This window comes from Cupriavidus sp. 22TCCZM01-5, assembly GCF_057798915.1.
In genome coordinates this window covers 16,676-39,174 of sequence record NZ_JBYOJR010000024.1, presented here as the reverse complement: position 1 = coordinate 39,174, position 22,499 = coordinate 16,676, and the positions used below count along the sequence as shown (strand labels likewise).

Genomic DNA, 22,499 nt, shown 5'->3' with positions numbered 1-22,499 from the left:
GAGACGCGCATGGACAAGCGTCGCGTCCTGTCGCTCATCAAGACGGCGTTCACCGGCTTCGACAAGCCGCTCGCGCTGATCGTGTTCCTGTTGTTCGCCACCGGTATCGTGGCCGTGTACTCGGCCGCCATCGACATGCCAGGCAAGGTCGAGGACCAGCTGCGCAACATCCTGTTGTCCTACGTGATCATGCTGGTGATCGCCTACCTGCCCACGCAGACGCTGATGCGGGTAGCGGTGCCGATCTATACCGTGGGCGTGGCGCTGCTGATCGCGGTGGCCATGTTCGGCCTGATCCGCAAGGGCGCGCGCCGCTGGCTCAACGTCGGCATGGTGATCCAGCCGTCCGAGATCATGAAGATCTCGATGCCGCTGATGCTGGCGTGGTATTTCCAGAAACGCGAGGGCGTGGTGCGATGGTACGACTTCGTGGTGGCGCTGGTGCTGCTGCTGATCCCGGTCGGCCTGATCGCCAAGCAGCCTGACCTGGGCACCGCGCTGCTGGTGATGGCGGCCGGCATCTACGTGATCTACTTCGCCGGGCTGTCGTGGCGCATCATCCTGCCGTTGCTGGGTGTGCTGGTGGTGGCGGTCTCGCTGCTGATTACGTTCCAGAACGATATCTGCGCGCCCGGCGTGAACTGGCCGATCCTGCATGACTACCAGCAGCACCGCGTGTGTACGCTGCTCGATCCGACCACCGACCCGCTGGGCAAGGGCTTCCACACGATCCAGTCGATCATCGCGATCGGCTCGGGCGGGGTCGAAGGCAAGGGCTGGCTCAAGGGCACCCAGACCCACCTGGAGTTCATCCCGGAAAAGCACACCGACTTCATCTTCGCGGTGTATTCCGAGGAATTCGGCCTGATCGGCAATGCCGTGCTGCTGGTGCTGTACCTGCTGCTGATCTTCCGCGGGCTGTTCATCGCGGCCAATGCGCCGACGCTGTTCTCGCGGCTGCTGGCCGGTTCGATCACGCTGATCTTCTTCACCTATGCCTTCGTCAACATGGGCATGGTGAGCGGCATCCTGCCCGTGGTGGGCGTGCCGCTGCCGCTGATGAGCTACGGCGGCACGGCGCTGGTGACGCTGGGCGCGGGCATCGGCATCCTGATGGCGATTTCCCGACAGAAACGGCTGATCCAGACGTAATTGAGAGGGCGGATGGCAAGGGGCGGCGCGCATGCGCCCCGCTTTGCTAAACTGCCATGCAAAATTCTCTCGGTTCGAAGCCCATGAACGCCCAAGACGTTGCCGCCTACCTGCAGAGCCATCCCGACTTCTTCGAAGACCATGCCGAGCTGCTGGCCACCGTGCAGCTGACCAGCCCGCACAGCCACCGCGCGGTGTCGCTGCAGGAACGGCAGATGGAAATCCTGCGTGAAAAGAACAAGGTGCTGGAACTGCGCCTGGCCGACCTGATGCGCCACGGGCACGACAACGACCGCACCCAGCAGCGCATGCACGCCTGGCAAATGCGCCTGATGGGCGAGCCGGACTCTCACGCGCTGCCTTATGCCGTACAGGATGGCCTGCAGCAGGTGTTCGACGTGCCCGCCGTGGCGCTCAAGCTTTGGAACGTGGCCGAGCAGTATGCCCATATGGAAGTGGCGCAGGGTGGCAGCGATGACCTGCGACTGTTCTCCGAAGGCCTGCGCGCACCATACTGTGGCGCCAACGCGGGTTTCGAGGCAGCCGGCCTGCTGGAACTCGATGAAGTTGCCTCTATCGCCATGGTGGCCTTGCGTCCGCCCGTGCGAACCGCCGGCGAGGTGCCGGGCGCGGCCTTCGGCCTGCTGGTGCTGGGCTCGCCCGACCCGCGTCGTTTCCTCGAAGGCATGGGCACGGCCTACCTGGCGCAGATCGGCGAAGTGGCCGGCGCCGCGCTGAACCGCCTGCGCGACTGACATCCCGCGGGTCGCTCAGTCCACGCCGATGACCACCGATCCGGCCAATGCCCCAGGGGCTGATGCGGAGCCGCCGGCGGCCGACCCGGCCATCGCGCGCTATCTGGCATGGCTGCAAGGCAGCCGCAAGCTGGCCGAACACACCATCCGCAGTTATCGCCGCGACCTGACCGCGTTGCAGGCGCACGCCGCCAGGCACGCGCCGGGGTTTGCGTTGCTGGCGCTGGAGACCCGCCATATCCGCGCCTTTGCCGCGCGCCTGCATGGCGAAGGACTGGCCGGCACCAGCATTGCCCGCACCTTGTCGGCCTGGCGTGGCTTCTATCTGTGGGCGGCGCAGCACGGCCTTGGCGTCCAGGCCAATCCGGTGGAGGGTGTGCGCGCACCGCGCTCCGGACACCGGCTGCCCAAGGCGCTCTCCGTCGAACATGCCGTGGCGCTGGTATCGCATCCTGCGGGGACCGATGCCGCGGCACTGCGCGACCAGGCCGTGTGGGAGCTGTTCTACTCCAGCGGATTGCGCTTGTCGGAGCTGGTGCAGCTTGACCTGCGCTATGAAAGGCTGGACGGCTACGAGTCGGCCGGCTGGCTGGACCTGGCCAGTGCGGAACTGACCGTGACCGGAAAGGGCTCGAGGCGGCGTACCGTACCAGTTGGCAGCAAGGCGATGGAGGCGTTGCGCGCGTGGCTTGCCGTGCGCGAGCAGCTACTGAAGCCGGGGGCCGCTCCCGAGGATGCGTGTGCACTGTTCCTTGGCGCGCGCGGACAACGGCTGTCGACGCGCGTGGTGCAGTTGCGGCTCAAGGAGCAGGCCATTCGCGCAGGCGTGCCCGCCGACGTGCATCCGCATATGCTGAGGCATTCGTTCGCCACGCATATGCTGCAGTCGTCCGGCGATCTGCGGGCGGTGCAGGAGCTGCTCGGACATGCCAGCATTGCCACCACGCAGATCTACACGTCGCTGGATTTCCAGCATCTGGCGAAGGTTTATGACAAGGCCCATCCAAGGGCCGGGCGCGCTGCGGCGAAGAACGATGCCGGCGACGACGAGGCGCCGCCGTTGAAGGATTGAGCCCTCAGTCCGCCCACTGCGCCAGCACTTCCCGGAAGCGGTCTATCTCTGGCAACAGCCACCCCCGGAACGCCTGCACCTTGGGTGTATCCAGTGCCCCGGGTGCGCATACGAAGTAAAGCAGCCACGGGCACGGAATGCCGACATCGAACAGCCGCACCACCCGCCCGGACAGCAGGTCGTTGTAGGCGAGCGAGGAGCGGATCAGCGCAATGCCCTGGCCTTCGGCCGCTGCCTGCAGCAGCAGGGACGAATCTTCGAGCAGCAGCCCCTTGCGCGGCTCGGGCCAGTCCAGCCCCGCGGCTTCGAACCACGGCTTCCATGGGTCGCCTTCGCCGCGCAGCAGGTTCAGGCCGGCCAGGTCACCTGGCTGTTCCGGCAGGCGCCCGCCGTTGAAACCCGGGCTGCAGACCGGAAAAAACACATCATCGAGCAGCTTTTCCACATACAGTCCCGGGTAGTCGCCCGTTCCCATGCGCAGCGCGATATCGACCTCTTCCTGGCCGAAATCCACGAGCGTGTTCGATGACAGCAACTCGACGTCGAGTTCCGGATGCCGTTCGATAAAGCTGCCGATGCGCGGCGTGAGCCAGCGCGCGGCAAAGGACGGCATGGTGCTGATGGTCAGCCGCTTGTCGCGGTTGCCGGATTGCAGCACGCGCGTGGCGTCGGCAATCTGCAACAGGGCATCGCGGATGCGCTCGGCGTACAGCCGCCCGGACGGCGTCAGCGCCACCCGCTTGCCGTGGCGCTCGAACAGCGGCATGCCCAGCTCGTCTTCCAGTGCGCGGATCTGGTGGCTGACCGCGCCGTGCGTGACGAACAGCTCGGTCGCCGCGCGCGAAAAGCTCTCGTGCCGTGCCGCCGCTTCGAACGCGCGCAGCGCCGTCAGGGCCGGCAGGCGTGGCAGTTCACGGTGCCAGCCGCGCGGCATGTCCCTTTCCCATGCACCCTTCCATGCCATGACAGCCTCCGCTTTGTGAATTTGCCTAACAAGAACTTCAAAAATATATCGTTTTGCCAGTGCCCGGGCAATCACTAGAATTCAGATCACCGGCGCCCCATTGCCTCTGCGAATTGAAGTGGCCTGGCGGAAAAACCAGGCCAGTACCGGTCAGATGGCAAGACTCGGCAAACCTGCCGAGGCCGGCGGATAGGAGATCCAACATGCAAGCCCTGCTCACAACGACAGTATTCACCCTCAGCCCCGGCGAAGTCACCGCGCTGTCGATTCACGCGGCACAGCGTCTTCATGTGGAGGACGCCGCCGGCGTCGACCTGTGGATCACGCGCGAAGGCGATTCCGAGGACTACTGGCTGCGTTGTGGCGCGAGCCTGCTGCTGCGGCGTGGCGATGAAGTGGTGCTGAGCATCGATCCGCGCGCGCGCCGCGCCGTGCGCCTGGCGCTGATTGCCGAGGCGCGCCGCCCGGTGCCGACGCTGGCCGATGTCCCGCACCTCGTGTACCGCGCACTGCGGCGCCTGGTTCGAGGCACGGAATGGACGCCAGGCGACGATCACGTCACGGCCGCCTGAGCCAATGAACAGGCTATCCTCGCCAAGCGCGGCACAGCTGCGCCTGGTCTGGTCGAAGCCAGGTGATGAACCAGGCAGCCCGGACGCGCGGCGGGCCTGACGGATACCCGCGTGAGCGTGGCAGGGGCCGGCGCAAGCCGGCCCTTTTCGTTAAACTCTCGCCATGCATCCGATTCAAGTCATCGAGCGGGGCCGCGAGGATTACCAGCCCTGCTTCGACGCCATGCGCGCCTTCACCGCCGCGCGCACGCCCGAGACGCCCGACCAGCTCTGGCTGGTCGAGCATCCGCCGGTCTACACGCTGGGCCAGGCGGGCGATCCCGCGCACCTGCTGGCACCGGACGAGCGCATTCCGATGGTGCAGATCGATCGTGGTGGACAGATCACTTATCACGGCCCCGGTCAGGTGGTGGCTTATCTGCTGCTCGATCTCAAGCGCCGCAAGTTGATGGTGCGGGAGCTGGTTTCCGACATAGAGCAGGCCGTGCTGGACACGCTCGCGGCGTATAATCTCGCGGCTGAGCGCAAGCCCGGCGCCCCCGGCATCTACCTGTCGGACGGGCCGCACCGGGGCGCCAAGATTGCCGCGCTCGGGCTCAAGATCCGCAATGGCTGCAGCTACCACGGCGTCAGCCTGAACGTGCAGATGGACCTGGCGCCGTTCCTGCGCATCAATCCTTGTGGCTATGCCGGCCTGGAAACAGTCGACATGGCCACCGCAGGTGGACACTGGCAGGACCAGCCCGTGACCGCCGCACAACAACCTGACATCGCGCGACGCCTGGCGGCGGCATTGTGCGAGGTGCTGGCAGCGCGCGAAGCCCGTGCGCTGGCGGCAGACAAGACTGCCGCCACGCCGGCCCTGGCCTCTTAGTGACAAGCTGACAAGCGAATTGCACGCCCTGGCGTGCGGAGATATTTATGAGCGACGCCCTGATCGCCTCCTCCAGCGACACCCCGCAATCCCCCGCGGAGCAGTACGATCCGACCCGCAAGCAGAAATCTGCCGACAAGACCGCGCGCATTCCCATCAAGATCGTGCCGGCCGAGAAGCTCAAGAAGCCGGACTGGATCCGCGTGAAGGCCGCAACCGGCAACTCGCGCTTCTATGAGATCAAGGACATCCTGCGCGCGAACAACCTGGTGACGGTGTGTGAGGAAGCGAGCTGCCCGAACATCGGCGAATGCTTCGGCAAGGGCACCGCCACCTTCATGATCATGGGCGACAAGTGCACGCGCCGCTGCCCGTTTTGCGATGTCGGCCACGGCCGTCCCGATCCGCTCGACGTGAACGAGCCGGGCAACCTGGCCCGCACCATCGCCCAGCTCAAGCTGAACTACGTGGTGATCACCAGCGTCGACCGCGATGACCTGCGCGACGGCGGCGCCCAGCACTACGTGGACTGCATCAGCCAGACCCGCGAGCTGTCGCCGGCAACCCGCATCGAAGTGCTGGTGCCGGACTTCCGCGGCCGCCTGGACAAGGCCCTGGACATCCTGCAGGCCTGCCCGCCCGATGTGATGAACCACAACATGGAAACCGTGCCGCGCCTGTACAAGCAGGCCCGCCCGGGCGCCGACTACGCGCACTCGCTCAAGCTGCTGCAGGAGTTCAAGCGCCGCAACCCGAACGTGCCGACCAAGTCCGGCCTGATGGTCGGCCTGGGCGAGACCGACGAGGAAATCCTCGAAGTCATGCGCGACATGCGCGCGCACGACATCGACATGCTGACCATCGGCCAGTACCTCGCGCCGTCGAACCACCACCTGCCGGTGCTGCGCTACGTCCATCCCGATACCTTCAAGATGTTCGAGGAAGAGGCCTACAAGATGGGCTTCACGCACGCCGCCGTGGGCGCGATGGTGCGCAGCTCGTACCACGCCGACCAGCAGGCGCATCAGGCGGGGTTTGCCTGATCGGCGCCATCGCATCGGAATGAGCAAAACGGCCGGGGAAACCCGGCCGTCTTGCTTTTGTTCGTCCCTATTAGGGTCAATCCTTAGTGCCGGGCCCTTCCATGTTTCGTTATGATGAATTCATCGATAAATTGTCGATGAATTGCTGGTGAGTCACATCTGGTGCCATACGGGCCTACACTGATCAGCAGGGTTCCTGCCGGTGTTGCCCATGACTTCCTGTACCGTCCACCGTCTTGCCGAACAGGCGCTGCTCTGCAGCGTGCCGCCGCCGGCCTCGCTCGAGGTCCAGCGGCGCATCTGGGCCATGGCGGCACGTGCCGGCGACTGGCGTGGCGTTGTCGACGTCGTGCCCGGCATGAATAACCTGACAGTGATCTTCGACGAGACGGCCGATATCGCGGCGCTCGAGCGCAACCTGAAGCTCGCGTGGGCGTCGGGCGAGGCGAGCCAGGCCGCCGGCCGGCTCGTGGAGATCCCCGTGCGCTACGGCGGCGAGCACGGGCCCGACCTGGCCGATGTGGCCGCGCATACGGGCCTGAGCCCGCAGGAAGTGGTGCGTCGCCACAGCGCAGGCGAGTACGTGGTCTACTTCCTAGGCTTCCAGCCCGGCTTTGCCTACATGGGCGGACTGGCGCCGGAACTGGCCACGCCGCGCCGTCGCGAGCCACGGCTGGCGGTGCCGGCCGGCTCGGTCGGCATTGGCGGCGAGCAGACCGGCATCTATCCGGCGTCCGCCCCGGGCGGCTGGCAATTGATCGGGCGTACCGATGCCGCGCTGTTCGTGGCCGATCGCGATCCGCCTTCGCTGTTCGCCCCCGGCGATACCGTGCGTTTTGTTGTCGAGGAGGTCATCGCGTGATCGAGATCATCCGGCCCGGAGCGCTGGCCTCGGTGCAGGACCTTGGCCGCACCGGCTTTCGCCGCTTCGGCGTGGGGCGCGCCGGCGCCATGGATCCGCTGGCGCTGACCCTCGGCAACCGGCTGCTCGGCAATGCGCCTGGCTGCGCCGCCATCGAATTCACGCTCGGTCGTGCGGCCGTGCGCTTCCATGACGATCTGCGCGTGGCACTGGCCGGCGCCGAGTGCAGCGCCAACCTGGACGGCGTGCCGGTCTGGTCCTGGCATGCCTTCGACGTCCGCCGCGGCAGCACGCTGACGCTGCCCGCCACGCGCGGCGGCACGCGTGCCTACCTGTGCGTCGCGGGCGGCATCGACGTGGAACCGGTGATGGGCTCGCGCAGCACCGACCTCAAGGCCGGCTTCGGCGGCTATGCCGGCCGTGCGCTGCGTGAGGGCGATCGCCTGCCTGCGGCACGCCCCGGTGTGACGGGGGACTCGGGCTGGCTCGGCGTACAGGCGCCGTCGTGGGCGCTGCCTGTTGCCGACGCCGATGCCGGCGGCGCCATGCCGATCCGCCTGCTGCCCGGCCCCGAGTATGACGATTTCGAGCCCGCCGCGCAGGCCGCGCTGTGGGAGTCCGACTGGACCATCACGCCGAACAGCAACCGCATGGGCCTGCGCCTGCAAGGTCCGGCGCTCGCGCGCAAGGCAGAGCGCAGTGCCGACCTGCTCTCGCATGGCGTGGTGCCCGGCGTGATCCAGGTGCCACCGGCCGGCCAGCCGATCGCGTTGATGGCCGATGCACAGACCACCGGCGGCTACCCGAAGATCGGCGTCGTGATTGGCGCCGACCTGTGGCGCCTGGCGCAGGTGCCGCTGGGCGCGCCGGTACGCTTTGTGCGCGTCACGCTCGAAGAGGCCGCTGCCGCGCAGGCAGCAGTGGATCGCTACCTGCGCCAGATAGACCAGGCCCTGCAATGGCAGGGCGATGGCATGACCATAGCCGCGCGCCGCCGCACCCGTACGCGCGCCGCAGCCTAAGGAGAAACGCAATGCAGATCGATTTGAACGCCGACCTTGGCGAAGGTTGTGGCAATGACCAGGCGCTGCTCGCGCTGATCAGTTCCGCCAACGTGGCGTGCGGCTGGCATGCGGGCGATGCCGCCACCATGCTGCAGACCGTGAAGTGGGCCATCGAACGGGGCGTCGCCATCGGCGCGCACCCGAGCTTCCCGGACCGCGACAACTTCGGCCGCACCGAGATGCAGCGCGACCCGGAAGCCGTCTACGCGGACGTGCTGTACCAGATCGGCGCGCTCGCCGCCATGGTGCGCGCGCAGGGCGGGCAACTGCATCACGTCAAGCCGCATGGCGCGCTGTACAACCAGGCCGCGCGCGATCCGGCGCTGGCCGGGGCAATCGTCCGTGCCGTGCGCGATTTCGATTCCGACCTCGTTTTCTTCGGCCTTGCCGGCAGCAAGATGATCGAGGTGGCGCGCCAGGCCGGCCTGCGCGTCAAGGAAGAAGTCTTTGCCGACCGCGGCTACAACCCCGACGGCTCGCTCGTCAAACGCGGCACGCCCGGCGCGCTGCACGAAGACGAGGAAGTCGCCCTGAACCAGACCCTGACCATGGTGCGCGAGCAGCGCGTGCGCGCCATCGACGGCAGCTGGGTACCGATCCGTGCCGAAACCGTGTGCCTGCACGGCGACGGCGCCCACGCGCTCGACTTCGCGCGCCGCATCCGCGAGCGGCTCGGCGCCGAAGGCATCGCGGTCCGCGCCGGAGCCTGAGGCGGCAAGCCCGGCTACCGGTATTTTCCACGGCCTTCCCCGTCATTCCGTCCGACGGCTGAAGGCCGCTCGTTTCCATCACGCTCTCAGGGGTCTCTTATGGAACAGGCAGTCAACCTTTGGCCCCTGATCGGGGTCGGCGTCATCATCATCGGCTTCGTGCTGCGCTTCAATCCCATGCTGGTGGTGGCGCTCGCCGCCATTGCCACGGGCCTTGCGGCATCGATGCCGGTCATGCAGATCTTCACCGCGATCGGCACCGCCTTCGTCAAGGCGCGCAACTTGCCGCTGATCATCCTGTTGCCGCTGGCCGTGATCGGCCTGCTGGAGCGGCACGGGCTGCGCGAACATGCGCAGGCATGGATCGCGCGCATCGCATCGGCCACGGTGGGCCGCCTGCTGATCGTCTACCTCGGCGTGCGCGAGCTGACCGCGGCGGTGGGCCTCACCAGCCTCGGCGGGCATCCGCAGATGGTGCGCCCGCTGCTGGCGCCGATGGCGGAAGGCGCGGCGGAGAACCGCTTCGGCCACCTGCCGGAACCGATCCGCCAGCGCGTGCTGGCGTTCTGCGCGGCCACCGACAACGTCGGCCTGTTCTTCGGCGAGGATATCTTCGTGGCCTTCGGCGCGATTGCGCTGATGCATACCTTCCTGCTGTCGTCGAACATCGACGTGGAGCCGCTGCATATCGCCGCATGGGGCATCCCGACCGCGATCTGCGCGTTCCTGATCCACGCGGTGCGCCTGAAGCGCCTGGATGGGTGGCTGGAGCGCGAGCTTGGGGGCAAGGCTCCCGCCGTCAATGTCGCTGCCAAGAGCGGGGAGTAAGCCATGATCATCTCCATCGAATACCTGTACTGGCTCGCGGGGCTGGTCCTTGCCATTACCGCGCTGCTGACCTTCGCCGACCGCGAGCATCCGCGCCGCTTCAGCACGGGCCTGTTCTGGCTGCTGTATGCCATCGTCTTCCTGATCGGTGACCGCCTGCCGCCCGCGGCAGTGGGCATCGGCGCCGTGGTGATGGCGCTGATTGCCGGCTTTGGCGGCGTAGGCCACGGCAAGCACGACACGCTGCCCGAAGAAGAGCGCCGCGCCAGCGCGCGCCGCCTTGGCAACAAGCTGTTCGTGCCCGCGCTGCTGATTCCGCTGGTGACGGTGATCGGCACCGTGCTGTTCAAGGATGTGAAGATCGCGGGTATCCCTCTGCTTGATCCGAAGAACGTGACCTTCGTTTCGCTCGGCATCGGCTGCCTGATCTCGCTGGGCGTGGTGTGCTGGCTCACGCGCGACTCGGTTGTGCAGGGCGTGCGCGAATCGCGCCGGCTGACGGACTCGCTCGGCTGGGCGCTGGTGCTGCCGCAGATGCTGGCGATGCTTGGGCTCGTGTTTGCCGACGCCGGCGTGGGCAAGGCCGTGGCGTACCTGACCACCGCGTACATCAACATGGACTACAAGCTGGTCGCGGTGGTGGTGTACTGCGTCGGCATGGCGCTGTTCACGGTGATCATGGGCAACGGCTTTGCCGCGTTCCCGGTCATGACCGGCGGCGTCGGCGTGCCGATCCTGGTCGGCATGTTCCACGGCAACCCGGCGGTGATGGCGGCCATCGGCATGTTCTCGGGCTATTGCGGTACGCTGATGACGCCGATGGCGGCGAACTTCAACATCGTGCCGGCCGCGCTGCTGGAACTCGAAGACAAGAACGCCGTGATTCGCGCGCAGGTGCCTACCGCGCTGGCCATCCTGACCGCCAATATCGCACTGCTGTACTTCCTCATGTAATCCGGAGACCCGCCATGCGCACCGTATTGCTCACAGGCTTCGAGCCGTTCGAAAACGAGCCGGTCAATCCGTCATGGGAAGCGGTGCGCGCGCTCGATGGCGAGCGAATTGGCGATGCCATCGTCATTGCGCGCCAGTTGCCGTGCGTGTTTGGCGCGGCGATCGACGCCATGGGCGCGCTGCTGCGCGAACAGAAGCCCGCCGTGGCCATCGCGGTTGGACAGGCAGGCGGACGCGCCGAGATGTCGGTCGAGCGCGTGGCAATCAACGTCGACGATGCCCGCATCGCCGACAACGCCGGTGCGCAACCCATCGATACCGAGATCGCCGCGCAGGGTCCGGCTGCGTATTTCTCGACGCTGCCGATCAAGGCTATCGTGCGTGACATGCGCGAGGCCGGTGTCCCTGCCGCTGTCTCGCAAACGGCAGGAACGTTCGTCTGCAATCACGTGTTCTACGGACTGATGCACGCCCTCGCGACGCCTGCCGGCGCAGGCGTGCGTGGCGGCTTTATCCATATACCTTACCTGCCCGAGCAGGCAGCGCGTCATCCGGGCCAGCCCAGCATGTCCCTGGAGATGATGATCCGCGGTATCCGCCAGGCTGTTGCCACAACGCTGGCAACGGAGGTCGATGTACGTGAACAGGGTGGGCAGTTGCACTGAGCCCATCCACTACTGTAGCCGGCCGGTCTCCAGACCGGCGGCCACTTCTCCGCGAACTCCCTTCTGCAAGCGCCGAATCCGGTGGCAATCGCCATCGTTGCCTCGCGCGCTGCTATGTCACCTTCTCCCTCTTCACCGCCGCCCTGCGCGCCGCCGCCGCCTTGCGCCGCTCATGCCGCCCCAGGCTCACCTGTTCAAAGCGCCACATCACATAGCAGAACGCCAGGAACGGCCACAGCCATCCGAGCCATTGCGCCAGGCTGTTGAAATGGACGAAGCGCCCCATGCGCCAGCCCTGTTCGGAGATCCACGCATACGGATTGGACGGCAGCACATTGGTCAGCACCACCAGCGTGAGCAGCGCGGCCAGGGCAAGCACCGCGCGCAGCCAGCGCGGCACATACAGCAGCAGGGCCAGGGCCAGCGAGCTGGTCAGCAGCGCAAAGCGGCCGCCTTCCGACAACCAGATGAAGGCGTTGCCATCGGGGAATTGCAGTTCCGCCACGGCGGCCTTGATCAGCAGCGCCGTGGCCAGCAGACCGGCCAGGATGCGCAGCATCGGCGCGTGCCGGCGCATCGCGATCGATGCGAACAGCCCGGTGCCCAGCCAGCTGCTGGCCGTCACCAGCGTTTCGAGCAACTGCTGGCTCTGCATGTCCTCCGGGCGCAGGCCGATGCTTTCCTGCCACGCCGGCAGCGACGGCACCAGCATCTGCAGCACCTGCATGGGCCACGAGTCAGGGTCGGTCAGCCATTCGCGCACGATGCCGCCCATGCCGAACAGGTGCTCCTGCGGAAAGAGCTGCGCGAACGGCCACAGCAGCAGCAGGATGATGGCGAAGCTCGCATGCGGTTCGAACCACGCGGTGCGCAGTTGCGTGAGCGTGCCGCGGTCGATCAGCGCGGAGGTGAACGGTGCCACGACGGCGCCGCCTAGCAGCGCGCCCAGTGCATTGGTGATGAGGTCGATGTTCGAGGAGATGCGGCTCGGAAGCCAGGTCTGCAGCGCCTCCATGCAGCAGGAGAGCAGGGCCCCCGCGACGAACGCGATCAGCGTGGCGCGCGCGCCCGATACGCGCGGGTGCAAGGCAAGCACCACCAGCGCACCGAACGGACAGTAGCCGAGCACATTGGTCAGCAGGTCGAACTCGGTGATATAGCGCGGCTTGGGCGCGCTCAGGAACGCAAACGGCGAGATGCCGTTATCGGTCCAGCCGCTGAACGGGTACAGGCTGGCGTAGACCACCAGCAGCGTGAAGCACACGAGACCCACCCGCGCCAGTGGCGAGTGCCTGGGCTCGTTCGCCTCCGGCGGCGGTGCCTGCGGCGGCATGGGAGGCGGCGTGGGGGCCGGCACCATGATGCTGTTGTCCTACTTGCCCTGCAAGGGCAGCGTGGCGGCCCACGCCAGCATGTCGGCGATCACCTTGTCGGTGCTGTCCGCCAGCGCCTTGACGCCACCCGCGCCGTCGGCGCTGGGCGCCGGCTCGCGCGCGGTAAAGGTCTGCTGGCCAATCATGCCTTGGTGGTACACGGTGGCGCGCACGCGCACCACGCCGCGGCTTTCAGTGGCGCTGTCGAAGACCTGCTCGAACTCGAGCATGTCGACCTTGAGCGCGGGCACGGAGGTGTCGCCAAACCATGTGAGCGCGCCGCGCGCGGCCACGGCTTCGCGCAGGCGGCCGTCGAACAGTTGCGTGGGGGGGACCACCCAGCGCTGCGTGGCATAGGACTGCATCCGCTGCGCCTGCGCGTACTGCAGGCGGTAAAACAGCGCATTGCCTTCCATCCAGGTCGGACCGTCGGTCTGGGCGATTCTCAGTTTCGGCAGCGTGCCGGCCGAATTCTCCGCGGATAGCGGCGGCCCCAGGTCGTAGGTGGTGACGGGCGGCGACGAGCGGGTCAGCGCGCAGCCGGCAAGGGCGGACACAATGGCCAGCGCGGCGAACAGGGTCCTGGCGGCGCGGCGGGCAGTGGGCAGGTCTGGTGTCGATGTCACGGTTGGCCTCGGTGGGTCATCAGGGCTGGCCTGCCGGTCACGGGGCGCTGAAGCCGGGCTCGCCCGGACCCGGCACCGGCGTTGGCGAGCCGAACAGAAGGCTGTTCGGGCTGTCACTGAACTGTCCGGCCGCGCGTTCGAAGGTGCGCGCGGTCTGACGTGCGTCGCGCGCCAGGCCGTTGACCTGCGGCAGCGTTTCCTGGCTGAGCGTACCGGCGGCGGACTGGATCGACTCGGCCGCGCCCTGCAGGTCGTGTCCGACCGTATCGACCGTGCGCAGCACCGTGCCGTTCGGGTTGGCCAGTTCATGCGTGAGCCGGCGTGTCGATTGCAGCGTCGCATTGAGGTTGTCGGTCACCTGCGGGAACTGCGCCGCCGCGGGCGCGAGCGAAGCCGACAGCCTCGAGTAGTCGTCAGCGGTCTTGTGGATCGAGCGGATCGCCGCCATCAGCTCGGCACGGTTGTTGGCCTGGAACATGTCGTTGAGCGAGGTCATGATCGTCTCGACCTGCGTGAGCAGCGAGTCGCCGCGCTTTTCCAGCTCCTCGAAGAAGCCAGGACGCATGGCGATGCGCGCCACGGCCTTGGGCGAGGTTTGCAGCGGCGGCGACGTGACAGCGCCCTCCTCCGCAGCGGTGTCGTCGAGCTGCACGTAGGCGATGCCGGTCACGCCCTGGAAGCCCAGCGTGGCGTACGTGGTGCGCGTGATCGGCGTGTCCTTGTTCACATTGACGCGCACGATGATCTGGCCGGGCACCTGCGGGTCGAAGCGGATCGACACCACCTTGCCCACTTCGAGGCCGCGGTACTTTACGTCCGCCTGAGGCCCCAGGCCGTTCACCGTCGAGCGCGTGATCAGGTCGTACGGCACGCGCACGGCGTGGTCGCTGCTGAACCAGAAGATCGCGAACAGCACCAGCACGGCCAGGCCGATCGTAAACAGTCCGGCAAGGAATGCGTGTGACTTGTTTTCCATCATGCTTCTCCAGGTTGCGCGCCGCCGGAGGCCGGCTGCAGGGCCTGCATCGCGCGCTGCGCCCGTTCGCCGAGGAAGTAGTCGTGGATGAACGGGTGGTCCACCTTGACGACTTCCTCGATCGGCGCCGCGGCCAGCACCTTGTGGTCGGCCAGCACGGCCACGCGGTCGGACAGCGCCACTAGCGTGTCGAGGTCGTGCGTGATCATCACCACGGTCAGTCCCAGTTCGCGGCGCAACTCGCGGATCAATGCCACGTAACCGTCGGAGGCCATCGGGTCCAGGCCGGCGGTGGGCTCGTCCAGGAACAGCAGTTCCGGCTCCAGCGCCAGCGCGCGCGCCAGCGCCACGCGCTTGGTCATGCCGCCGGAAAGGTCCGAGGGCATCTTGTCGGCATCGCGCGCCGACAGGCCCACCATCTGCAGCTTGAGCAGGGCCGCCTGGCAGATCAGATTGTCGGGCAGGGCCCGGAGTTCACGCAGCGGCAGCGCAATGTTGTCGATGACCGACAATGCCGAGAACAGCGCCCCGCCCTGGAACTGCAGGCCCCAGCGATTGCGCAGTGCCTGCAGCTGTGCGGGCTTCAGGCGGGTCGGATCTTCGCCAAAGACACGGATCGACCCCGAGGTGGGCCGCTCCAACCCGACGATCTGCCGCAGCAGCACCGTCTTGCCACTGCCCGAGCCGCCCACGATGGACAGGACTTCGCCGCGGTACACGTCCAGGTTCACCCCGTCGTGCACGACGGCCTTGCCGTAGCGCTTGACCAGGTCGTGCACCTCGATGACGGCATCGCCGCGGGCGGGGGCCGGGGTCGGGGATACGGCGGGCAGGGCGGGCAGGGTGGTCGTTGTGGCTGCGGTGGTCATAGTCTCAGGCCTACGTCCTTGAACATCACGGCGAAGATGGCATCGGCAATGATCACGATGGTGATCGACACCACCACCGAAGCCGTGGTGCCTTCGCCCAGGCTCTGGGTATTGGGCCTGATGCGCAGCCCGAAGTGGCAGGCGGCCAGTCCGATCAGCATGCCGAAGGCCACCCCCTTGCCCAGGCCCAGCCACAGATTGGCCACGGGCACGGCGTCGGGCAGTGCGCGCAGGAAGAACGTCGGGCTGATGCCGAGCTGCATGCGTGCGGCGAGGATCCCGCCCGTCAGGGCCAGCACGTCCGTCCACGCCACCAGCAGCGGCATGCACACAGCCAGCGCGACCACGCGCGGCATGATCAGGCGGAAGCCGTGGGAAATGCCCATGACGCGCATGGCGTCGAGCTCCTCGGTCACGCGCATCACGCCGATCTGCGCGGTGATGGCCGAGCCCGAGCGCCCGGCGACCAGGATCGCGGCCAGGACCGGGCCAAGCTCGCGGATCACGGCCATGCCGAGGATGTTGACGATGAAGGTGCTCGCACCGAACGTGCGCAACTGGTTCGCCGACAGGTACGACAGCACGATGCCGATCAGGAAGCCGACCAGTGCCGTGATGCCGAGCGCCTTGTAGCCAATGTTGTAGATATTGGCCGAAATCTCGCGCCACGGTCCGCGCTGCGGCATGCGCGCGAAGCGGATCAGGTCGAAGGCGAGCTGTCCCAGCATGCTGACGCCGTTGGCAGCCTGCTCGCCGAACGACAGCACCGAGCCACCGAATACCGTGATCGGATTGAACCGGTCGACAATATGTTTCTTCCAGCCGTCGCTGTGCAGGTTGGCAATGCGCTCGAACACGCGGCGCTGGCCGTCGCTTGCGTCGAGCTGCTCCGGCAGCTTGCCGTTCCAGGCCTGCCACAGCAGTTGCGCGCCGACATGGTCGAGCTTGTCCACGCCGGCCAGCGACCAGTGGGCGTCCTCGGGCGTTTCCGTCAACGCGTGCAGCCGCGAGCGCATGGTGCGCGCCTGGTGGCAACCGGCCAGGGCGAGCGCGGTCCAGTCGCCACACAGCTGCACGCTGACGGTTCCGTCCTGGCGCGTGATGTTGAAGGCAGGCGTCGTCTGGCTTTCCAAGGGCTGGGCAATGTGATGGCTTAGTCCCGATTCTAAGCCACCGGCCGGGGTGGCGCGAGCAAAGGGCGCCCGCGGCTACAATGCGGCCTTGGAACCGGCGCTTGCATCACGGCGGTTACCGAACCCGGCCAGACCGGCGCCGCTTGCCGGTTTTCCACGCCCTTGCCACGTCCTTTTCAGGCTTTCCCATGACCGCCGCCCCCCATCCGCAGCCCGCCAACGCGCAACCCTGGCGCATCGACGCCGTCGCCCTGCGCGCCGCGCTGCCCCAGGCACTGCAAGGGTGGGCGCTCGAACTGGTCGAAGAGACCGGTTCCACCAACGCCGACCTGACGCTGGCCTGCCGCCAGGCGCCCTGGTCGGATGCTGCCATCCTGCGCCTGGCCTACCGACAGACCGCCGGCCGCGGCCGGCAAGGCCGTCCCTGGCAGGGGCAGGCCGGGCTGACGTTCTCGGTGGCGCTGCCGCTGGCGCTGGCGCCGTCGCAGCTGAGCGGCCTGAGCCTGGCCGTCGGGCTGGCGCTCGCGCAGGCGCTGGGCGATGTCGACGCGGGCCTGGGCGCGCGCGTCGGCCTGAAATGGCCGAACGACCTGCAGATCGACGGGCGCAAGCTCGCCGGCATCCTGATCGAGGCCGTGCCGGCCGGTCCGCAGCGCGTATGGGCCGTGGTCGGCATCGGCCTGAACCTGGTGCGCGATCCGCAGATGGAGGTAGCGCTCGGGCGCGAACTGGCCGGCGTGGCCGAGGCCGTGCCGGGCTTCGACGCCCAGCGCGACGCGACCGGGCTGCTGGCCGCCGTGCTCGCGCGGCTGGGTGCGATGCGCGAGTTGTTCCTGGCGCAGGGCTTCGCGCCCATGGCGGCCCAGTGGTCCGCACTGGACGCCTATCGCGACCAGCCCGTGCGCCTGCTGCACGACGGCCAGGTGCTGGCCGAAGGCATGGCGCGCGGCGTCGATGGCGACGGTCACCTGCTGCTGGAAACACCAGCCGGGCTGGAGCGCATTACCAGCGGCGAACTGTCGCTGCGGCCCGCAGGAGGCGCGGCATGAGCGCGCCGGTGCTGCTGATCGACATCGGCAATACCCGCCTGAAATGGGCCTGGTGCGAGGCTGGACCCGCGGCGGAACCCGGGCACCTGCCCACGCCATGGCAGCACGGCGGTGCCGTGGCGCACACGGAAGAAGGCGCCATGAGCGCGCTGGCCGGTGCGTTGCGCGACCTGCGCGGCAAGGGGCCGATGCCGTCGGTATGGATCGCCAATGTCGCGGGACCGGTGATTGCCACCCAGGTCGACGCGATGCTCGTGGCAGCGTTCGGCGCATGCCCTGCAGTGCAATGGGTGCGTAGCACCGCCACCCACGGCGATCTCGTCAATGGCTATCGCGAACCCACGCAGCTCGGCGTGGACCGCTGGGTCGGCAGCATCGGCGCGCACCGCTGGCTGCCCGGCGAGACCCTGCTGATCGTCACGGCGGGCACGGCCACCACGCTCGATATCGTCACGGCGCAGCCGGGTGGCCCGGCGCGCTTTGAAGGCGGGCTGATCCTGCCGGGCCTGGCGCTGATGCTCGGCGCGCTGGCGCGCAACACGGCGCAACTGCCGGCGCTGGATGTGGCAGACACCGGCACGGCCGCCGCCACGCGCCTGCCGTGGGCCGACAACACGCATGACGCCATTGCCGCGGGCTGCCTGGCCGCGCAGGCCGGCGCGGTGGAGCGGACCTGGCGTACGCTGAGCGCGCGCCGCCACACGCGCTGCCTGCTGTCGGGCGGCGCGCGGCACGCGCTGGCGGGCGCGCTCGCCGTGCCGTTCGAGATGCACGATAATCTCGTGCTGCTCGGGCTGCACGCGATGGCAACGCCCTGAGCGACACGCCGGACACACCGCCGCCCACATCCCGGCGACCCCGCAATCGTCAACGCGTCGACTTTTCACACCGCACCGCCCCCATGTTCCGCCTAGGCCCGCCCGACCAGCCGCATTGGTTGTCGATCCTGCTGCCGTTGCTCCTGCTGGCAAACGTTGTCTTGCTCGCGACAGTGCTGGGCGTGTTCGGGCCGGACCCGTTGTCGGACTGGCTCGGCTCGCCACAAGAACCGGCGCGGCTGCGCCAGCAGGTACGCACCGAGCGCATGGAGCTTCAGCCCGCGCCTCCGGCGTCCGGCGCGGCCCCCGCAGCGGCGCCGCGCGGCGCCGGTCCGGCCGGCAAGGTCCTGGCGGTAGCGGGCGCGGGCAGCGACAGCCAGTGCGTGGAAATCGGCGGGTTCAGCGCGCAGGGCGTGCGCCGCGCCGCCGAAGACCTTGCCGGCGGTTCCTGGCAGGTAGAGCAATTCGAGCGCCGCGAACAGGTGCGCTGGTGGATCCACCTGCCGGCGCAGCCCACGCGCGAGAACCTCGAACGCAAGCTGGCCGAACTGCGCCGCCGCAACGTGACCGACTATTCGGTGGTGACCAGCGGCGCAGCGGAAGCAGAGTCGTTCACCGTGTCACTGGGCCTGTTCCGCGAACGCGAACACGCCGAACACTACCTGGAGACCCTGCGCGGACAAGGCGTGCGCACCGCCGTGCTGGCCGACGCGCCGCGCCCGTTTATGCGCCCGTGGCTGCGCGTGCGCGGCGCCGACGAAGCGGCGCGCGCGCGGCTGGACGCCATGCGCCAGCGCTACGGCGCGGAAACGCTGCTGAACTGCGGCGGCGCCTGAGGACCCGGCTTCGGTAAGAGAAGCGGATAACGGGCCGGGATCAGGGCCCCGGCCCCGGCGCGTTGCCTTAACGATGCTGCCTGACCTTGGTCAGCAGCTTGGTGGTGGAGCGGTCGTGGAGGAAGGGGATGGCGATGGCCTGCCCGCCCCAGCTGCGCACCAGGCGCGTTTCCTCGAGCGTCTCGATGTCGTAGTCGCCGCCCTTCACATAGATATCCGGACGCACCTGGCGGATCAGCTCCACCGGGGTCTGCTCGCGGAACATGGCCACCAGGTCCACCGAAGCCAGCGCAGCCAGCAGCGCCATGCGGTCCGATTCATGGTTGAGCGGGCGATCGTCGCCCTTGCCCAGCATCCTGACCGAGGCGTCGCTGTTGACGCCCACGACCAGGCTGCCGCCCAGCGCCCGCGCCTGGGCCAGGTAGGTCGCGTGGCCACGGTGCAGGATGTCGAAGACGCCGTTGGTGAATACCAGCGGGCGCGGCAGCGCCGCGATGCGCGCGGCCAGCGCGGCGGCATCGTCGGGCAGGGTCAGTTTGGATTCGAAATCGGGTACGGACATGTCTGGGGCCAGGTTTTTCATCCCCGGAATGGTACCCCGGCTTGACCCCTGGCAGCCGATTCAGCCTGCACGCCGCCAGGGCAAGGCCTCGCCGGAGTGGGAGGCGAGATCATCTTATCGTATATTTCGGTGCTTATAAAATGGACTGGATTAAATCGTCCAATGTTTGCGGGAGTGGGCATGGATAATCGATATTGATTACCACGTTATCGAAGGGGGGTGATTTAGTTTTTATTTCAATGATTTCGTGGTGAATGGGGGATGGGGAATGACTAACCCCACCCCAACCCCTCCCCGATTCCCGCAATCCAGCGAAGAACCCCAAAAAAAAGCCCCATCGATCCGATGGAGCTTTTCGTCAGCAGCAGAAAATCCCGCAACTCATGCCGGCTGCGCGCCGCCACTGGCCTGCAGGCGCGAATTCAGTTCCTTGCGATAGCGATTCAGGTCCTGCACGGTTTCGAACGTGCGCTCGAACAGCAGCGACATATTGTGCAGGATCCGTTCGATCACCTTCTTTTCCCAGCCTTCGTCAAAACGGATCTGCTCGTCCAGCCACTTCTCCAGCCAGTCCGGATCGGGCAGGCGCGACTGCACGGTGTCGTTCGGGAACAGCGCCTTGTTCACGTGCAGGTTGGTCGGGTGCAGTGGCTTTTCGGTGCGGCGCGCCGACGCCATCAGCACGCCGATCTTGGCGAACGCGGCGCGCGCGTTGTCGCCGAACTGCGCCAGGTACTTCTTCATGTAGCGCAGGTAGGCGCCGCCGTGGCGGGCTTCGTCCTGCGACAGCGTGCGGTAGATATGCTTGATGACCGGTTCCGAGTGCCATTCGGCGGCGCGGCGGTACCAGTGGTTCAGGCGGATTTCGCCGCAGAAATGCAGCATCAGCGTTTCCAGCGGCGGGGCCGGGTCGAACTCGAAGCGCACGGCGTGCAGTTCTTCCTCGGTCGGTACGAGGTCCGGACGGAAGCGACGCAGGTACTCCATCAGCACCAGCGAGTGCTTCTGCTCCTCGAAGAACCAGATGCTCATGAAGGCCGAAAAGTCGGAGTCGTGGCGGTTGTCGCGCAGGAACATCTCCGTCGCCGGCAGGGCCGACCATTCCGTGATGGCGTTCATGCGGATGGTCTTGGCCTGGTCGTCGGTCAGCAGGCTGGCGTCGAAGCTATCCCAGGGGATGTCCTTGTCCATGTGCCAGCGGACCGCTTCCAACGATTTGAACAGTTCGGGGTAGAGCATGGTAAGCCTTTGAAATTACGGGCGGATTCTACCAGATGCGAATTATTCTCTATTTCCTTTTTTTAGGGCGGATCGCCGCAAATGCAACGACTATCACCGTGGTTCGAGCGGATTCGGCGCCATTTTGGGCGATTAGCGGTACAAGTGCGCAGCAATGTGCCAATGGCGGCGCTTGCCGGCGCGCCGACCGGTCTTTATGCAACAGGTGCCTGGGTGACCTGGGCGGCGCCTGTGTGGTCGGCACCACGCGTCGCCGGCGTGCCCGGGATGACGCCGTACAGGAAGGCCGCCAGTTCATCCGCCTGGGTTGCCGCGTCGCGTTCGCCGAGCGCGATCAGGGCCTGGGTGAACTCGGGCTCGAACAGCAGGTAGCTCGCAAACGCGGCGCCGCGCGCTTCCGTGCCGCCCAGCGGGGTCAGCAGCGCGCGCACGGTGCGCGGCAATTGCTGCAGGTGCTCGGCGGCAATGGCCTCGATGGGCTCGCTCGGCGAGATCGTCATGACCTGCACGGGCCGCCAGCCTTCGGTATCGCCCGCCAGTTCCGGCATGCGTGCCAGCAGGCGGTTGATGTGCAGCAGGCGCTCCAGGTCGGCCGAAAGCCCGTCCAGGAAGATGCTTGCCAGCGCCTGTCCGCCGACCTGGGCCAGCGACGGATAGCCGCCGGCCGGCACGGTGTCGAACCAGCCCGGACGCTGCCGCGACGCGGAGCCAATGGCAAGCACGCGTGCAGCCCCCAGGTGGATGGCCGGTGAAAGTGGCGACATCTGGCGCATGGTCCCGTCGCCGAACCACTCGTGATGGCCTTCAAGTTCAAGCGCCATGGCGGGGAACAGGAACGGGATCGAGGACGAGGCCAGCAGGTGGTCCACCGTGATCTGCGCGGGCACCGCAATGCGCTGGCTGCGGTGCCATGGGTAGATGCGCCGGTGCGACTGGTAGAACGTCACGTGCCGTCCGGTGCTGTAGGACAGCGCCGTGACCGCGAACGCCTGCAGCACGCCGGCATCGAGGCTGGCCTGCACGCGCTGGCCTTCGAAGAGCTCGCCCAGCATGCTGCCAAGCGGCGCGTTGTCGAGCAGCGCGCGCGGCGCGCGGCGGTGCGTGACCCAGCCGAACGCCAGTGCCGACAACCAGCGCGCGCCTGACACGCCCGCGCGCAGCACGTCGGTGCGATAGACGTCGTCGGTGTGGATGCCATGCCAGAGTGCCGACAGGCTATCCGCGGCGGCCTGGAAGTCCGCCGCCTGGATCGCCAGTCCGGCGCCGTTGATGGCGCCTGCCGAGGTGCCGGCGATGATGCCGAACGGTATCGGCTCGTGGCCATGCCCATGCCGAGCCGCGATGCGCGCCACGCCGCTGAGCACGCCGGCCTGGTAGGCCGCGCGCGCGCCGCCGCCCATCATGATCAGCGCGGTGGCATTGCGTTGCACGCCGCCATGGTGCCCGTGGCGTGGCGGCGTGGCCTCATGGTGGAGGAGGCTGTCTCGATGCATGCGGTGGGCT

The 22,499-nt window shown here is 67.4% G+C and carries 24 protein-coding genes; 15 read left to right on the top strand and 9 right to left on the bottom strand.

Annotated elements, in window-relative coordinates; all coding sequences use genetic code 11:
• Nucleotides 1–9: 9 nt before the first annotated feature.
• The 3 genes from rodA (at nt 10) to xerC (ending at nt 2,979) form a co-directional block, all read left to right on the top strand.
• On the top strand, nt 10–1,152 hold the full coding sequence (gene rodA, locus AC3FNH_RS21250; RefSeq protein ID WP_276099111.1) for a rod shape-determining protein RodA: 1,143 nt from the start codon (nt 10–12) through the stop codon (nt 1,150–1,152).
• Nucleotides 1,153–1,235: 83 nt separating this feature from the next.
• Entirely contained in the window at nt 1,236–1,907 is a 672-nt protein-coding gene (locus tag AC3FNH_RS21245) for a DUF484 family protein (protein ID WP_488721459.1), read from the top strand.
• A 28-nt stretch (nt 1,908–1,935) separates the two neighbouring features.
• Nucleotides 1,936–2,979: a tyrosine recombinase XerC gene (gene xerC, locus AC3FNH_RS21240; RefSeq protein ID WP_488721458.1), complete on the top strand. Its 1,044-nt coding sequence runs from the start codon at nt 1,936–1,938 to the stop codon at nt 2,977–2,979.
• Between the two features lie 4 nt (nt 2,980–2,983).
• Here xerC and AC3FNH_RS21235 read toward each other — a convergent pair whose 3' ends face one another.
• Complete coding sequence (locus AC3FNH_RS21235) at nt 2,984–3,943, bottom strand: transcriptional regulator GcvA (RefSeq protein ID WP_488721457.1); 960 nt, start codon at nt 3,941–3,943, stop codon at nt 2,984–2,986.
• A 203-nt stretch (nt 3,944–4,146) separates the two neighbouring features.
• On the opposite strand from AC3FNH_RS21235, the gene AC3FNH_RS21230 reads away from it, so the two are divergent.
• The 9 genes from AC3FNH_RS21230 (at nt 4,147) to pcp (ending at nt 11,515) form a co-directional block, all read left to right on the top strand.
• Nucleotides 4,147–4,515: a DUF2917 domain-containing protein gene (locus AC3FNH_RS21230; RefSeq protein ID WP_276099115.1), complete on the top strand. Its 369-nt coding sequence runs from the start codon at nt 4,147–4,149 to the stop codon at nt 4,513–4,515.
• Nucleotides 4,516–4,678: 163 nt separating this feature from the next.
• On the top strand, nt 4,679–5,389 hold the full coding sequence (lipB, locus tag AC3FNH_RS21225) for a lipoyl(octanoyl) transferase LipB (RefSeq protein WP_276099116.1): 711 nt from the start codon (nt 4,679–4,681) through the stop codon (nt 5,387–5,389).
• Between the two features lie 47 nt (nt 5,390–5,436).
• A complete protein-coding gene (lipA, locus tag AC3FNH_RS21220) occupies nt 5,437–6,432 on the top strand; it encodes a lipoyl synthase (RefSeq protein WP_224082877.1) in 996 nt (331 codons plus the stop codon).
• A gap of 211 nt (nt 6,433–6,643) precedes the next feature.
• Nucleotides 6,644–7,294 carry a 5-oxoprolinase subunit PxpB gene (gene pxpB, locus AC3FNH_RS21215; protein ID WP_488721456.1) on the top strand — a complete coding sequence of 217 codons (651 nt, stop codon included), beginning with the start codon at nt 6,644–6,646 and terminating at the stop codon, nt 7,292–7,294.
• On the top strand, nt 7,291–8,316 hold the full coding sequence (locus tag AC3FNH_RS21210; protein ID WP_488721455.1) for a 5-oxoprolinase subunit C family protein: 1,026 nt from the start codon (nt 7,291–7,293) through the stop codon (nt 8,314–8,316). The genes pxpB and AC3FNH_RS21210 overlap by 4 nt, the downstream gene beginning before the upstream one ends.
• Before the next feature lie 11 nt (nt 8,317–8,327).
• Nucleotides 8,328–9,068, top strand: coding sequence for a 5-oxoprolinase subunit PxpA (gene pxpA, locus AC3FNH_RS21205; RefSeq protein ID WP_276099119.1), 741 nt, complete (start codon nt 8,328–8,330; stop codon nt 9,066–9,068).
• A 99-nt stretch (nt 9,069–9,167) separates the two neighbouring features.
• Nucleotides 9,168–9,896, top strand: a complete 729-nt coding sequence (locus AC3FNH_RS21200; protein WP_276099120.1) for a DUF969 domain-containing protein — start codon at nt 9,168–9,170, stop codon at nt 9,894–9,896.
• Between the two features lie 3 nt (nt 9,897–9,899).
• Nucleotides 9,900–10,850: a DUF979 domain-containing protein gene (locus AC3FNH_RS21195; protein WP_488721454.1), complete on the top strand. Its 951-nt coding sequence runs from the start codon at nt 9,900–9,902 to the stop codon at nt 10,848–10,850.
• 14 nt (nt 10,851–10,864) lie between these two features.
• The gene (gene pcp / locus AC3FNH_RS21190) at nt 10,865–11,515 is read left to right on the top strand and encodes a pyroglutamyl-peptidase I (protein WP_488721453.1); all 651 of its coding nucleotides are present in this window, start codon (nt 10,865–10,867) and stop codon (nt 11,513–11,515) included.
• 112 nt (nt 11,516–11,627) lie between these two features.
• Here pcp and AC3FNH_RS21185 read toward each other — a convergent pair whose 3' ends face one another.
• The 5 genes from AC3FNH_RS21185 to AC3FNH_RS21165 are packed head-to-tail and all read right to left on the bottom strand — an operon-like array spanning nt 11,628 to nt 16,492.
• Nucleotides 11,628–12,875 carry a VanZ family protein gene (locus tag AC3FNH_RS21185; RefSeq protein WP_276099123.1) on the bottom strand — a complete coding sequence of 416 codons (1,248 nt, stop codon included), beginning with the start codon at nt 12,873–12,875 and terminating at the stop codon, nt 11,628–11,630.
• Nucleotides 12,876–12,887: 12 nt separating this feature from the next.
• Nucleotides 12,888–13,514 carry an ABC-type transport auxiliary lipoprotein family protein gene (locus AC3FNH_RS21180; protein ID WP_488721452.1) on the bottom strand — a complete coding sequence of 209 codons (627 nt, stop codon included), beginning with the start codon at nt 13,512–13,514 and terminating at the stop codon, nt 12,888–12,890.
• A 37-nt stretch (nt 13,515–13,551) separates the two neighbouring features.
• On the bottom strand, nt 13,552–14,493 hold the full coding sequence (locus AC3FNH_RS21175) for an MlaD family protein (protein ID WP_276099125.1): 942 nt from the start codon (nt 14,491–14,493) through the stop codon (nt 13,552–13,554).
• On the bottom strand, nt 14,490–15,359 hold the full coding sequence (locus tag AC3FNH_RS21170) for an ABC transporter ATP-binding protein (protein ID WP_276099126.1): 870 nt from the start codon (nt 15,357–15,359) through the stop codon (nt 14,490–14,492). The genes AC3FNH_RS21175 and AC3FNH_RS21170 overlap by 4 nt, the downstream gene beginning before the upstream one ends.
• Nucleotides 15,356–16,492 carry an MlaE family ABC transporter permease gene (locus AC3FNH_RS21165; RefSeq protein WP_488721451.1) on the bottom strand — a complete coding sequence of 379 codons (1,137 nt, stop codon included), beginning with the start codon at nt 16,490–16,492 and terminating at the stop codon, nt 15,356–15,358. Before AC3FNH_RS21165 ends, AC3FNH_RS21170 begins: the two co-directional genes overlap by 4 nt.
• 188 nt (nt 16,493–16,680) lie before the next feature.
• Between AC3FNH_RS21165 and AC3FNH_RS21160 the strand changes: the two genes are divergently transcribed.
• From AC3FNH_RS21160 to AC3FNH_RS21150, 3 genes are all read left to right on the top strand, one after another.
• The gene (locus tag AC3FNH_RS21160) at nt 16,681–17,541 is read left to right on the top strand and encodes a biotin--[acetyl-CoA-carboxylase] ligase (RefSeq protein WP_488721450.1); all 861 of its coding nucleotides are present in this window, start codon (nt 16,681–16,683) and stop codon (nt 17,539–17,541) included.
• On the top strand, nt 17,538–18,359 hold the full coding sequence (locus AC3FNH_RS21155) for a type III pantothenate kinase (protein ID WP_488721449.1): 822 nt from the start codon (nt 17,538–17,540) through the stop codon (nt 18,357–18,359). The genes AC3FNH_RS21160 and AC3FNH_RS21155 overlap by 4 nt, the downstream gene beginning before the upstream one ends.
• 83 nt (nt 18,360–18,442) lie before the next feature.
• Nucleotides 18,443–19,195, top strand: coding sequence for an SPOR domain-containing protein (locus AC3FNH_RS21150; RefSeq protein ID WP_488721448.1), 753 nt, complete (start codon nt 18,443–18,445; stop codon nt 19,193–19,195).
• A 67-nt stretch (nt 19,196–19,262) separates the two neighbouring features.
• On the opposite strand, the gene rfaE2 is transcribed toward AC3FNH_RS21150, so the two are convergent.
• The 3 genes from rfaE2 to AC3FNH_RS21135 all read right to left on the bottom strand — a co-directional run bounded on the left by rfaE2 (nt 19,263) and on the right by AC3FNH_RS21135 (nt 22,489).
• On the bottom strand, nt 19,263–19,757 hold the full coding sequence (rfaE2, locus tag AC3FNH_RS21145) for a D-glycero-beta-D-manno-heptose 1-phosphate adenylyltransferase (RefSeq protein WP_276099131.1): 495 nt from the start codon (nt 19,755–19,757) through the stop codon (nt 19,263–19,265).
• A gap of 381 nt (nt 19,758–20,138) precedes the next feature.
• The gene (locus AC3FNH_RS21140) at nt 20,139–20,996 is read right to left on the bottom strand and encodes a ferritin family protein (RefSeq protein ID WP_276099132.1); all 858 of its coding nucleotides are present in this window, start codon (nt 20,994–20,996) and stop codon (nt 20,139–20,141) included.
• Nucleotides 20,997–21,190: 194 nt separating this feature from the next.
• Nucleotides 21,191–22,489: a patatin-like phospholipase family protein gene (locus AC3FNH_RS21135; protein ID WP_488721447.1), complete on the bottom strand. Its 1,299-nt coding sequence runs from the start codon at nt 22,487–22,489 to the stop codon at nt 21,191–21,193.
• Nucleotides 22,490–22,499 lie beyond the last annotated feature (10 nt).